This is a genomic window from Motilimonas sp. 1_MG-2023, assembly GCF_030547455.1.
Classification (GTDB): Bacteria; Pseudomonadota; Gammaproteobacteria; order Enterobacterales; family CBDFNC01; genus Motilimonas.
Genome location: NZ_JAUOPX010000013.1, coordinates 108,180 through 121,299, shown reverse-complemented (window position 1 = coordinate 121,299; position 13,120 = coordinate 108,180). Strand labels below are relative to the sequence as shown.

Sequence of the window (13,120 nt, the reverse complement as noted above, 5' to 3'; positions counted from 1 at the left end):
CGATTAGCTCAGTTGGGAGAGCACCGCCCTTACAAGGCGGGGGTCACTGGTTCAAGCCCAGTATCGCCCACCACTTCGACGATAACGAAGTGCCGATAGAAAAAATGAGAACTCCACAGGGTAGCACCGCACTATTTATAATGCGGGGACAGATTACTTGCCCAGTATCGCCCACCACTTCGACGATAACGAAGTGCCGATAGAGAAAATGAAGACTCTAAAGGGAGAGCACCGCACTATTTATAATGCGGGGACAGGTTACTTGTCCAGTATCGCCCACCACTTCGACGATAACGAAGTGCCGTTAGAGAAAAAATAGGTTGTAAGCAAAACCCCATACCTCTTAAGCCCCATTGATTTAAACTACTCCTTAAGTTTCATATATAGACCCTAGTGTTGCCTATCACTCCAAAGCATACTTTCGATACTCACTTGCATAACTATCAGCCTGCCTTATAGTGCCAAATTGATTTATCATCTTTTGCACGCTAATGGTTAGGTAACCCTGTATGGCTCGAACGCTTTTGTCTTGGTCTTTTATTCAAATTTTTACTCTGCTAATCCTTAATTTGCTTGTGGTGGGCTGTGCGACTTTACCAAGTAATGATAATAAGAAACTGAGTTATACCTTAGTTGATACTCAACACTCGTTTTTAGCGAAGCAAGCAGAGCCTTATCGATTAGCCCATCAAGATCTGTCTGGGCTTTACCTACTCGCTGATGGCATGGATGCATTTGTTGCTAGAGTGGGTTTAATTAGGTCGGCTGAGGTTTCATTAGATTTACAATATTACATCTGGAAGAATGATTTAACTGGGCGTCTTATTATTAGCGAGTTGCTTAGCGCTGCAGATCGCGGTGTGCGGGTGCGTTTATTACTTGACGACTTAGACACATCTGGAAAAGATCTCGGGATACATTTGCTGAATCGGCACCACAACATTGAAGTTCGCTTATTCAATGCCTTTGCAAATCGAAGTATCAAATCATTTGATTTTTTAACCGACTTAAGTCGTGTCAATAATCGGATGCATAACAAATCGTTTACAGTTGATAACAGCTTTACCATTGTGGGAGGGCGTAATATTGGTAATGAATATTTTGGTGCGCAAAGTCATGCTGAGTTTAGTGATCTAGATGTATTAGCAATGGGAAGTATTGTTCCAGCCGTATCCGCTATGTTTGATAGGTATTGGAACAGCCAGCTAACTTGGCAAATCGATGCTTTTATCAGCCCAGATCAGATCTCCGCAGAACAAGAAGCGCAAGTGCGCGCTGATTTTGAGCAACAAAACAGTTTAGATAAAAACAATCCTTATCTGCATGCCATCGCACAGTCTTCCCAATTTAAGCTATCGGATGAGATTCTAAAAAAGCTCGTTTGGGCGAAAGCTGACTTATTAGCTGATGCTCCGGATAAAGCCACCGCAGGGGAAATACATTCTCAAACTCATATTACGCCAGCACTGCTTGAGTTGTTAAACTCGGCGGCTTCTGAGGTGTTAATTATTTCTCCCTACTTTGTGCCAACTGATGATTTCGTTACATTTCTTGGTGATTTGGTGCAACGCGGTGTGTCAGTCACCATTATTACTAATTCATTGTCATCAAATGATGTCGCCTTGGTTCACGCGGGTTATATGCGCTATCGCAAGGCACTACTTAAACAAGGTATATCCTTGTACGAATTTAAAGCAATTTTAAATCAGCAATATCAGAATAATCGCAGTTGGATAGGCTCTTCCAATATGAGTTTACACACGAAATCCTTTATTGTTGATCGTCAGTGGTTATTTGTTGGTTCATTTAACGTTGACCCGCGTTCAGTTAAGCATAATACCGAAATGGGTGTGTTGATAGATTCGGCTTCTCTATCGGTACAGTTGGCAGATCAGATCGATACTCATATCAATCAATTTGCTTATCAAGTGGAGCTAGTTGGTAAGCCCAACTCCGGCAAAAGATTACGCTGGAAAACGACGAATGATAGCCAGATTATCTATTTAGATCATGAGCCCGAAACAAGATTTTGGCAGCGTTTTATGATCCAAATTCAGTCGATATTTGTCATCGAGAGCTTGCTATAAAGCAAAAAAGGTAGGAGAACACATTGGAAAAGTTTGAGCAATTATATCAACGAGCTTGCCAGCGCAAAGGAGGAGAGGTTTGCCTAAGCAAATTGCTCTCCTGTGCGTTGTCAGCTGAAGAGGTGGAGAATATCCGTGATGACCGCTTTCTCGCAGCGTTTACGCAAACTATTTTTCAATCTGGTTTCGTTTGGTCGGTTGTGCGTAACAAATGGCCTGGTTTTGAGGAGGCCTTCTTTGGTTTTGCACCAGAAAAAATGGTGCTGCTTAATGATCAGCATATTGAAAAACTGTGCCAAGATACGCGGATCGTGAGAGCTAGACAAAAAATTGTCACAGTGCCACAAAATGCGCAAATGATTCTGGAGTTGGCTAGGGAGCATGGCTCATTTGCAAACTTTGTTGCTCATTGGCCCAGTAATGACGTGACTGGACTTTGGCTTTATTTAAAACAACATGGCGCCCGCCTTGGTGGTAATATTGCGGCCTACAGTTTGCGTAAACTTGGCGTAGATACTTTTATTTTAACCAAAGATGTCGAAGGCTATTTACGCTCACAAGGAGCGTTAGACGTTGGCACTACAAGTAAAAAAGGTCTGCAACAGTGTCAACAGGCATTTAACGAACTGCAGCAGCAAAGTGGTTTGTCTTATACTCAGCTTAGCCAAATAATCGCCAACTCAGTGGGGGATAATTATCAATAAATATTGACAGAGTTGGTTTTTTGACAGGGCGAGCGCATGAGTGTACAAAATACAATCAACAAAGCGAACAAAGTGGAATATTCTTATACGAAACGCCGTGAAATCATCCCTCAAAAGCTGTTGATGGCTTAACTGCTGCCTCCTTGCCGCAGATATTCGTCTAAGAAAATACCACTAAACCCTCAAAAAATATTCATGCGTTTGCCCAGGTTTTTTGACACTGCAATGAGGTTGATTTAATTTACTAAACTCACCAATAAAGCTAAATCCTCTGGCTCGTCGAGAGGGTGTATGCGGCAATGCCTAATTGCAGCTGAAAACCGAGTAGAGCCAATTTTATCAACCACAGCAGAGAGATAGGCAGGATTGATTTGGAAGCGTTTGGCGTATTCTTGAACCGCGGCTTCTAAATGAGGAAACTCTTCGCCATCAAAGCTAAAACTTGGTTGGGTGAAGGCGCTTATTTCAAGGCCATTAACGATAATGGGCCAACCTTGAAACTCCATTCTCCCTTGGGCAATTTCAAACATCATCCAAGCGCTTTTTTTAAAGCCTTCAAAGGCTTTGCCGTTAAATTCACTTTGCTCTAGCTCTTCTTTGGTCCAATTGTTACCTATGTCTAAATGCTTTTTATAGCGTAGGGCCAAGGCTTTTTTAAGCTTTGATCTGAACATGTCGAAATGGGTAGTGGACCATTTATGTTGCTTAGCGATGCTCAAGCACTCAGGGCAGCACGGTAGCTGTAGCGGTATGTGCTCACAAAGGGCGATTTCATCTTCATGTAAAGGGAAGTTTAAACTTTGCTTACTCGGCTCAGCGCAAAACCAGCATTGATGGCGAAAGGAAAAGGGCACGTCGATAGCAGCATGGTCAGTCATCAATTAAGATCTCTTTGGTCGAATTAAATTTGCGACGCAAGTACAGCATTATTTACTACTTATGCAAAGTAATAATGGGTTAACGTTGTCATTCATAATTACTATGACAATTCTTTATTTCACTTAATAACGGCAAATCATCATGATAAGTGACATAACTCGCGATAACCATTTCCTCTGAAGGAGTGTCAATGAATAAGGTAAACACCATAATTGTGGCGTCATCTGTATTACTTTCAGCAAGTTTTTTGCAAGGATGTAATGAAAAGGCTGACACCAACCCAGCAGACATAGCTGCTGTAAGCGTGGGTACAAGCGAAGCGCAGCAGGGCACAACCAAAGAAAGCACATCAACAAAGGCAACCCAAATGAAACCGCTTGCGATACAAGTTCTTTATTTAGATCGAAGCATGTTAGAGCCGGGCGCAGTTGTTGAGGTAAGCCTGCTGGATGTGTCAAAAGCAGATAGCAAATCAGATATTTTGGCGCAGCAATCAATGAAAGCTCAGGGCGGCCCTCCTTATGCCTTAGTACTTGATTATGACTTAAATGAAATCAAAGACAACCATCGTTATAGCCTTCGAGCAACGATCAAATTGAATGAAAATCTGTTGTATACATCAACAGAACATTTAGATCCTTTCGCTAACGAAGCCAAGCAACCATTTGAGATAATTGTGAAGCAAGTTGAACAAACGGCGGTGGCCGCTGAGTTTACCAATACTTATTGGAAACTAATGAAAATAGGCAAGCAAGACGTGCCGTCCTTTGAAGGTGCGCGGGAAATGTTTGTGCAGTTTATGACTCAAGAAAACCAAGTTCGGGGATTTTCGGGCTGTAACAACTTTATGGGAAATTATGAAGTGAAGGGTAGTCAAGTCACCCTGACACCGTTAGCGGGTACTCGCAAAATGTGTGTTAACGGGATGGAGCAGGAGCAAGCTTATTTAAATGCAATGGCTAACGTGGTTAGCTTTACCATTGAAGGTGAAACACTAACACTGAATAATAGCGATGGTGAAGCTGTCGTATCTTTTGAATCGCGTTACATGAACTAAGTTACACTCGTAACCTAGTTGAAACAAAAAAGCCCAAAGGATTAACCGTTGGGCTTTTCTTATTGATTAACCGTGACTGCTGATACTGCCATGTGGCGAGTGATAAATGTTGTTACTTATATTCGGTTAATCATTAGTCGGGCGGACAGTGGTATTAACGACCGCTGTTTCGAATAGGTCTTTGTTGACCGTCACATAAGTGTGGTAGGTCTTGTTGCTTTGGATTCCATAAACTGAACCAAAGGTGTCGGTTACGTAGGTTTCGTTTTTTGTTTTGCATAATATAATTCTCTCTTCTTTCTTTATTGTTTGTTTAATTTAGCTTCTTAACTTGCCCTGAAAAAATGACAGTTATGGGGCAAAAAAATGACAATCTAGTGAATATACTCAGTTAGCCTGCTTTATACCGCAATAAGACGGAGTTAAATGCTAGATCCAACGAGTTTGACAACTATCTGCTTTATTAGTTCCATCTGCAAGTAGGGTTTTCACTTATTAACCACATTTATTTCAACAGAGTGTGCGCTTTATCTCGGTCTGAGATCCTCTGGCAGGGCAGGAGAGCTTCAATTACTCATGTAGTGTTTTTTTATCATTATCTACCCTTAATGGCTAAAAAGGCTGATTATGGCGCGATGTTTTTGCGAAAGAACAAAGAAAAAGTGGATTTATTACATCATAATGAGCCAAAGTTCGTTATCAGTAGGTTCTTTAACAAAAATTTTGCTTTGATTAGCCATAAAATAGGTGAGAACTGAAATTTATATTGATCTACTAACTACAATAAACAAAAAAATAGGTACACTAAGGAGGTTTTCTCCTGATGTGAATTGAAGAGAGTGAGAGACTCCAAGAATGCAGGTAGCAGCTGGATAAAATTATCGGGCTGTTAGGAAAATTTTGATTTAAATTGGTCGAGGTAGCAAGTGATTAAAAAAATAGGCGTACTAACCAGTGGTGGCGATGCTCCAGGTATGAATGCAGCGGTACGCGCTGTGGTAAGAGCTGGTTTATCAGAAGGCATGGAAGTATTTGGTATTTACGGTGGCTACTACGGTTTATATCATGACAAAATCAAACCTATGGGCCGTCATGATGTATCTGATGTAATCAACCGCGGTGGTACTGTATTAGGCTCAGCTCGTTTCCCTGAATTTAAAGAAGAAAGTATCCGTAAAGAAGCGATCAAAAACCTTGAAAAGCATGGCATCGAAGCGCTCGTAGTGATCGGCGGCGATGGCTCATACATGGGCGCGATGAAACTAAGTGAAATGGGCTTTCCTTGTATCGGTTTGCCGGGCACCATCGACAACGATATTTCAGGTACGGACTACACTATCGGTTTTATGACTGCACTAGACACTGTGGTTGATGCGATAGATCGTTTACGTGATACCTCTTCTTCTCACAACCGTATTTCAATTGTTGAAATCATGGGTCGCCATTGTGGTGACTTAGCATTATGGGCATCGGTTGCAGGCGGCTCGGAATACATCATAGTACCTGAAGTAGATTTTGATGAAGATGAGCTTCTCAAGCAAATTCAAGACGGTGAAGCCAAAGGAAAAAAACACGCTATTATCGCGATCACTGAGCTAATGACCGACGTGAACGCAATGGCCAAGCGCATCGAGAAGACAACAGGCCGTGAAACACGTGCCACTATTTTAGGCCACATTCAGCGCGGTGGTGCGCCTAACGCATGGGATCGCGTACAAGCAAGCCGTATGGGTAGCTATGCAGTAGAGCTTTTGTTAAAAGGTGAGAGTGCTCGCTGTGTGGGTATTCAAAAAGGCCAGCTGGTGCATCATAACATTATTGAATGTTTGACCACTATGCGTCGCCCATTCCGTCAAGACTTGTATGATTTATCAAATCGTTTATTCTAATTGTTAGCGTAAATCGCGTTTGATAAAAAGCCAGTGTTCGAGTTTGATCACTGGCTTTTTTGTGTTTGTCATTTTATCTCGGGGATCTTCTTGCTTAGTAACCATTTTGAGCGGCTCAGTGCGGTTTTAAAACGCTATTGTGCCTTGTGGCAATATGTCCCTTTTGCACATTCCACACCGCCTTGGCTGCACACATACCGTGAATTAGGGGATGCGTTATTTGCGTTACCACCGGCAAGCTTAAACCTGTTGCTTAATAATGATGACCAAGCTGAAAATTGGATAGCCCCTTTTTTACCTGATCTTGTTGCTCTTCAGGATGACTGGTTATCCACCCCCGCACCCGTGACGAATGCATTACCTTTTTGGCTTACTAACGGCATTAAAGGGCGTAAGCTATCACAAATAACCGCGTTTACGGCTCAGTTACCGTCGTCGCCTAACCATTGGCTAGAGTGGTGTGCCGGTAAAGGCCACCTAGGGCGCGCAGCATTGTTTGGACCCGTTCATCAAGTGAGTTCAATAGAGTGGCAACAGAGCCTTTGTGAGAGTGGTCAACGCTTGGCTGAGCAACACCATTGCCAACAAAACTTTATTCATGCTGACGTGCTTCAAGATGATGTCAGTAATTACGTTCATCAGCAGTGCGGTGTGATGGCATTACATGCTTGCGGCCAGTTACATATGCAATTGTTATTCATGGCTAAACAGCAAAAAGTGCCAGCTGTGCTGGTATGCCCTTGTTGTTATCATTTGATTCGAGATGAACAATACACCGGCATGAGCCAATTAGCGCAGCAGCAACAGCTAACCTTAAGTAAATTAGATCTAAAACTTCCGCTACAACAAATCGTTACCACAGGCGCTAGGGGGCAGCGGCTGCGTGACACTGAGTTACTTTGGCGCTTAAGCTTTTCTCATTATGTGAGCTTAGTGACCGAAAAGCAGGTTTATACTCCATTGCCAAATTTTGCGAAGTCTTTGCTAACACATAGCTATGAAGATTTTTGTCGCTGGGCATGTGCAGAAAAATCCATCCCCTTTGATGCTAGTTTGTTGCTGGATTCACTGGCATTGGGCGAAACACAGCGCCAAGGTTTAGCGCGTATGGAGTTAGTGAGGCAGCGCTTTCGTAAACCACTCGAATATTGGCTTATTCTCGATCGTGCTTTGTTTTTGCAAGAGGCTGGTTACCAAGTTGACGTTATGCGCTTTTGCGATTTTTCAATTACCCCTAGAAACTTGCTAATAAAAGCGCACTTGGCCAATTAATTTTCATTTAAAATTGGTAAAGTTCTGACACGCCTAATATTTTACCAACTTCGGTTAGTGCAGCTTGCGTAGTTTTAAGTAGTGCTGGATCGCCTAAGTCGCGAGAAGTAAGACGGTCTGGATAAGTGCGCTCAATACACTCTTTCAGGGCCTCGTATCGATCTAAATTAAAATGACAAGCAGGGTTAATAGCTGCTAATTCATCTTCTGTTACACATACTCTTAAGCGTAAGCAAGCTGGCCCGCCACCGTTATTCATACTTTGATCTAAATCGACAAAATGGACCTCATCAATAGCACTATCAGATTGAGTTAAAGCAATTAAATACGCCGATACTTGTTTGTTTCTTGCGCAGTTTTGCGGCGCGATCAAAGCTACTTTATTGTCTTTTGTCGTCACAATTTGGCTATTAAATAAATAACTTTCGACTGCATTTTTTATGCTAACTTCAGACTCTAGTACCCTGATAAGTTGCCAGTTTTGTTGCGCTGAGTGCTTGGTTAAAAAGGGCAATAATAGCGTTTCATCGGCGAATGCGTGTTGATGATAAAATAAGCAATTTTTGTGGCCAACACAGATAACATCGTTATGAAATACTCCTTGGTCAATAGCTTGGGGAGATTGTTGCAAAAATAAGGTTCGCTGAGGAGTTAATCCGTGTGATTGAGCAATTATCTGGCTGGCTTCCAACCGTTGCCGAGCAGGAAATATATGCGGTGTTAATGTTGTGCTTTTAGCTTGACCGTAGACAAAAATGTTAAGGCCCATTTGCTGATTATTCAAACTCAATCGGGTGTGATTTGCCGCTCCTTCATCGGCCCAGTCGGGGTGAGGTGGCAGGGCTGGGTGGTGCACAAAATAGTCGGTATGGGCAAAAACGGCTTTTAGCATTGCGGCGGTGTCATGAGGTTCGATAGAGCGATGAAATTGGCTGATTAAATTAGCCGGTGTGAAGTGTAATTTACCATCTTGGCAATCTTGACTGGCAGACACGGTGGCGGCGTTGGCAACCCACATACTTGAGGCGGAATAACAGCTTGCCAGTAAAGTGGGGTTTGTATTGGCTACTTGCTTGATTATATTTGATTTTGTGCCACTAAAACCGAGCTGCTTTAAGGTCGGGAAATACGGCCGTTGCAATGGCGGTAAAATGCCTTGTGGTACGCCCAGTTGATGCAGTAGTCGCATCTTTTCTAAACCCTGTAATGCCCCTTGCTTTGGACTTGAAGTATGCTGCGCTGCTGCCGTTGAGGCAAGGTTGCCAAAAGCCAGTCCAGCATAGTTATGGGTTGGCCCAATTAGGCCATCAAAATTCATTTCAACTGTCTTCATTAGGCATCGCTTTTTAGGCTCGTCTTAGTTCTAAATTTAGTGTAATAAAGGAATAAAATGCGAACCGATTGATAAAAGAAAAAATATTTTTTTCTTGACATAAAGCGGTATTCCAACGCATTTTCATATTTAGAGGGTTGCAATGCGTGGTCTCGTGGCTACAATCCGCTGCTGAATTATAAATAGAAATGACAGTTGATCTTACAGCAGTTATAGGCAATCTATATAAGTGTCGAACGTAGTACAGGTAGAGTACTTGCGGCCATTTTTTAATTTTCATTACCAGAGTTAAGCTGAATTTATGGGCAAATCGCTAGTTATTGTGGAATCACCAGCCAAAGCGAAAACGATCAACAAATACCTAGGGAAGGATTTTGTTGTTAAGTCGAGCGTCGGGCATATTCGAGATCTGCCAACCAGTGGCAGCGCCAAAAAAACGACCGCTAAAGCTAAAACCTCTACGGCAGGTTTGTCAGCTGAAGAAAAGGCTGCACTGAAAAAAACCAAAGATTATGCAGCGTTAGTTGCTCGCATGGGCATCGACCCTAATAAAGATTGGGAAGCTCACTATGAAATTCTACCGGGCAAAGAGAAAGTAGTTAATGAGTTGAAATCGCTCGCAGATAAAGCCGATATGGTTTATCTCGCAACGGATTTGGACCGCGAAGGAGAAGCAATAGCGTGGCATCTGCGCGAAGTTCTCGGCGGCGAAGACGACAGATATCAACGCGTTGTGTTTAACGAAATCACTAAATCTGCAATTCAAGAAGCATTTAGCCAACCAAGCGAGCTGAACATCGACCGTGTAAATGCCCAGCAAACACGTCGCTTTCTTGACCGTGTAGTGGGTTACATGGCATCGCCTCTGTTATGGAAAAAAGTCGCGCGAGGTTTATCAGCAGGCCGAGTACAATCTGTTGCTGTACGCCTTGTAGTAGACAAAGAGCGCGAAATTAAGGCTTTTAACCCAGAAGAGTTTTGGGATTTACATGCTGACCTGACCACCCCTAAAGGTGACGAGTTACGCATGGAAGTGGCTAAATACCAAGGGGCTGCATTTAAGCCAACCAACGAAACTCAAGCCATGTCGGCAGTCAGTGAATTACAAGGCAGTAAATTTAGTCTGCTGAGCCGTGAAGACAGGCCCACTACCAGCAAACCTTCAGCGCCATTTATTACTTCAACGCTGCAACAAGCAGCGAGTACACGTTTAAGCTTTGGTGTAAAGAAAACCATGATGTTAGCCCAGCGCTTATACGAAGCGGGTTACATCACATACATGCGTACCGACTCAACCAATTTGAGTAAAGATGCCGTTGATGCCGCGCGTGAATATATAGAAGATAATTACGGTAAGAAATACCTGCCGGAGCAGCCGAACAAGTATGGCAGCAAAGAAGGCGCTCAAGAAGCCCATGAAGCGATTCGTCCTTCAGATGTGTCAGTGTCCCAAAATGATATTCAGGGCCTTGACCGTGACGCACAGCGCTTATATGAGTTAATTTGGCGTCAGTTTGTATCATGTCAAATGGTACCGGCAAAATACGATTCGTCTACCTTGACTGTTGCCGCAGGTGATTACCACTTAAAAGCCAAGGGTCGCATCTTACGTTTTGATGGTTGGACTCGGGTGCAAACAGCGGTACGAAAAAACAGCGAAGATGTGCATTTACCGGATATTAACAAGGGTGAGAATCTCAACTTAGTGAAGCTGGAACCATTACAGCACTTCACTAAACCACCTGCGCGTTACAGCGAGGCCTCTTTAGTTAAAGAGTTAGAAAAGCGCGGCATCGGTCGCCCCTCCACTTACGCCAGTATTATTTCTACGATCCAAGATCGTGGTTACGTTAAGGTTGAAAGCCGTCGTTTTTATGCCGAAAAAATGGGTGAAATCGTTGCTGACCGTTTGGTGGGTAGTTTTGAAAAATTGATGAGCTATGATTTTACCGCTGAAATGGAAGGTGATTTGGACAAAGTCGCTAACGGTGAGGAAAACTGGAAAGATTTATTAGATTCATTTTATGGCGACTTTAGCCAAAAATTAGCCCTCGCAGAGCAGCCAGAAGAAGAAGGTGGTATGCCACCGAATGAAATGGTGATCACCGACATTAGTTGCCCAACCTGTGCCCGTGAAATGGGTATTCGCACCGCCAGTACCGGTGTTTTCTTGGGTTGTTCGGGTTATAACTTACCGCCAAAAGAAAGATGTAAAACCACCATAAACCTTACCCCAGGTGAAGAAGCCATTGCTGAAGGTGAAGATGCTGAAACTGAAGCGCTCATGGCTAAACGTCGTTGTGATAAATGCGGTACGGCAATGGACAGTTACCTCATCGATGAGACCCGTAAATTACATGTTTGTGGTAATAACCCATCATGTGATGGCTATCAGGTTGAGCAAGGCAAATTCAAGATAAAAGGCTACGACGGCCCGATTGTTGAGTGTGACAAGTGTGGCTCAGATATGCAGTTGAAAAATGGCCGTTTTGGTAAATACATGGGTTGTACTAATGAAGAATGTAAAAACACCCGTAAGATCTTAAAAAGTGGTGAAGTTGCGCCGCCAAAAGAAGACCCAGTGCACTTACCAGAACTGCCTTGTGTGAACAGCGATGCCTATTTTATTTTGCGTGATGGTGCGTCAGGTATTTTCTTAGCGGCAAGTACATTCCCTAAATCTCGTGAAACCCGTGCTCCTTTAGTCTCTGAGCTTGTGCAATTTAAAGATAGATTGTCACCCAAATTTGAATACTTAACCCATGCCCCACAAGCTGACCCTGATGGTTTGCCAGCGGTAGTTCGCTATAGTCGTAAAACCAAAGAGCAGTATGTCATGACAGAAGTGGATAAAAAGCCTACTGGTTGGGTGGCAAAGTATATCGATGGTAAGTGGGTTGAAGAGATGACCAAGAAAAAGGCGGCGGCTAAAAAGACTGACGATTAATTGATAGCTCAGAATTAAAAACTCGATACAGATCGAAAAAGCAGCCAAATAGGCTGCTTTTTTTTTGTTGTGGCTCTCAGTTTATTTATCTTAGTCGGCAGTTTCGTGCCTATTTTCTATCCTATCAGGAGGTCATGCTAACCAAGCCTAAAGGTAAAGGTTAGAAATAAGTGGACCTTTAATATGCTTCCTTCACTGATTTTTAATAGCGAGAATACATCAATGTTAGCGCAGCAATGGTCTGAATTAGATAAGAAAATTTTACTTTATTCTCGTGAGGTGGAAGGGCATACTTCGCCGTTTTGGAATACCAGCTCGCCTTTTGATGAAGAATTGAAAAGCTATGTCTCTACCAAAGGGGAATATGTACTTTGGTTACAAAGTAAACGGCCTCTTATTAAGCATGAAATCGTCAATACTGTTTGGGTGAAAACGAACCCAAGTGGCCACACCACAGAAATGCATTTTTATGCCAATGGTACGCTTCGAGATATTGCGCTGTTTGATCGCGCAACGTTAACGGGTCGCTGGACCTTGAACAATGGCGTTGTCAATGTTGCCATTCAAGCTGACAAACATCTCTACGAATTTGATATTGTTGGCAGTGATGACAATGGCATTCACTCGGCAGTTGAATTTGAAGATGGCATTTTAAGCAGTTATCTCAAGTTATTCCGCCTGAGTTAGCGTTTTGGCTGATGGATAAGTGAAGCAGCAGGTACTTACTAAAAAATCGGATTACCTACTCCCATTCCCTTTACGTTTTTATCCCTTTACACGAATTTAGCCGTATAAACATCTTTGAACTCGACCACATAAAGTTTAAGTAGAATTGAGGTGAGTCAGTATTTTCTCGTATCACGAGCGGGCTTGATAGTGCAAATTCTCAATTGGCGCCAGCGTGAAAAAGATAAAAAATACACGCCTTGATTTTGGTCAAACAACCGTCGCT

General features: G+C 42.9%; 10 protein-coding genes. 8 read left to right on the top strand and 2 right to left on the bottom strand.

Features of this window, described 5'->3' with window-relative positions:
* Positions 1–157: 157 nt before the first annotated feature.
* The 3 genes from Q4519_RS09365 (at position 158) to Q4519_RS09355 (ending at position 2,791) form a co-directional block, all read left to right on the top strand.
* The gene (locus tag Q4519_RS09365; RefSeq protein ID WP_303511773.1) at positions 158–319 is read left to right on the top strand and encodes a hypothetical protein; all 162 of its coding nucleotides are present in this window, start codon (positions 158–160) and stop codon (positions 317–319) included.
* Between the two features lie 190 nt (positions 320–509).
* Positions 510–2,087 (top strand): phospholipase D family protein, encoded by a 1,578-nt coding sequence (locus Q4519_RS09360; protein ID WP_303511772.1) that lies wholly within the window; start codon positions 510–512, stop codon positions 2,085–2,087.
* Positions 2,088–2,110: 23 nt separating this feature from the next.
* Complete coding sequence (locus tag Q4519_RS09355) at positions 2,111–2,791, top strand: DNA-3-methyladenine glycosylase I (protein ID WP_303511771.1); 681 nt, start codon at positions 2,111–2,113, stop codon at positions 2,789–2,791.
* A gap of 236 nt (positions 2,792–3,027) precedes the next feature.
* On the opposite strand, the gene Q4519_RS09350 is transcribed toward Q4519_RS09355, so the two are convergent.
* A complete protein-coding gene (locus Q4519_RS09350) occupies positions 3,028–3,669 on the bottom strand; it encodes a hypothetical protein (protein WP_303511769.1) in 642 nt (213 codons plus the stop codon).
* A gap of 191 nt (positions 3,670–3,860) precedes the next feature.
* Between Q4519_RS09350 and Q4519_RS09345 the strand changes: the two genes are divergently transcribed.
* The 3 genes from Q4519_RS09345 (at position 3,861) to Q4519_RS09335 (ending at position 7,888) form a co-directional block, all read left to right on the top strand.
* Positions 3,861–4,727 carry an META domain-containing protein gene (locus tag Q4519_RS09345; RefSeq protein WP_232800497.1) on the top strand — a complete coding sequence of 289 codons (867 nt, stop codon included), beginning with the start codon at positions 3,861–3,863 and terminating at the stop codon, positions 4,725–4,727.
* Between the two features lie 926 nt (positions 4,728–5,653).
* On the top strand, positions 5,654–6,616 hold the full coding sequence (pfkA, locus tag Q4519_RS09340) for a 6-phosphofructokinase (RefSeq protein ID WP_232800498.1): 963 nt from the start codon (positions 5,654–5,656) through the stop codon (positions 6,614–6,616).
* A 90-nt stretch (positions 6,617–6,706) separates the two neighbouring features.
* Positions 6,707–7,888, top strand: a complete 1,182-nt coding sequence (locus Q4519_RS09335) for a methyltransferase (protein WP_303511766.1) — start codon at positions 6,707–6,709, stop codon at positions 7,886–7,888.
* 7 nt (positions 7,889–7,895) lie between these two features.
* Here the strand turns inward: Q4519_RS09335 and astB are convergent, their stop codons facing one another.
* Positions 7,896–9,221, bottom strand: a complete 1,326-nt coding sequence (astB, locus tag Q4519_RS09330) for an N-succinylarginine dihydrolase (RefSeq protein WP_303511764.1) — start codon at positions 9,219–9,221, stop codon at positions 7,896–7,898.
* 301 nt (positions 9,222–9,522) lie between these two features.
* Here astB and topA point away from each other — a divergent pair, with 301 nt between their 5' ends.
* Together topA and Q4519_RS09320 are read left to right on the top strand one after the other, a co-directional pair.
* Positions 9,523–12,168 (top strand): type I DNA topoisomerase, encoded by a 2,646-nt coding sequence (topA, locus tag Q4519_RS09325; RefSeq protein ID WP_303511762.1) that lies wholly within the window; start codon positions 9,523–9,525, stop codon positions 12,166–12,168.
* A gap of 183 nt (positions 12,169–12,351) precedes the next feature.
* On the top strand, positions 12,352–12,855 hold the full coding sequence (locus Q4519_RS09320; RefSeq protein ID WP_232800502.1) for a hypothetical protein: 504 nt from the start codon (positions 12,352–12,354) through the stop codon (positions 12,853–12,855).
* The last annotated feature ends 265 nt before the right edge of the window (positions 12,856–13,120 follow it).

Excerpts from the sequence above, each read along its gene's own strand:
- astB (WP_303511764.1), bottom strand. The coding sequence starts at position 9,221 with ATGAAGACAGTTGAAATGAATTTTGATGGCCTAATTGGGCCAACCCAT.
- Q4519_RS09345 (WP_232800497.1), top strand. The coding sequence starts at position 3,861 with ATGAATAAGGTAAACACCATAATTGTGGCGTCATCTGTATTACTTTCA.
- Q4519_RS09360 (WP_303511772.1), top strand. The coding sequence starts at position 510 with ATGGCTCGAACGCTTTTGTCTTGGTCTTTTATTCAAATTTTTACTCTG.
- Q4519_RS09350 (WP_303511769.1), bottom strand. The coding sequence starts at position 3,669 with ATGACTGACCATGCTGCTATCGACGTGCCCTTTTCCTTTCGCCATCAA.
- Q4519_RS09320 (WP_232800502.1), top strand. The coding sequence starts at position 12,352 with ATGCTTCCTTCACTGATTTTTAATAGCGAGAATACATCAATGTTAGCG.
- topA (WP_303511762.1), top strand. The coding sequence starts at position 9,523 with ATGGGCAAATCGCTAGTTATTGTGGAATCACCAGCCAAAGCGAAAACG.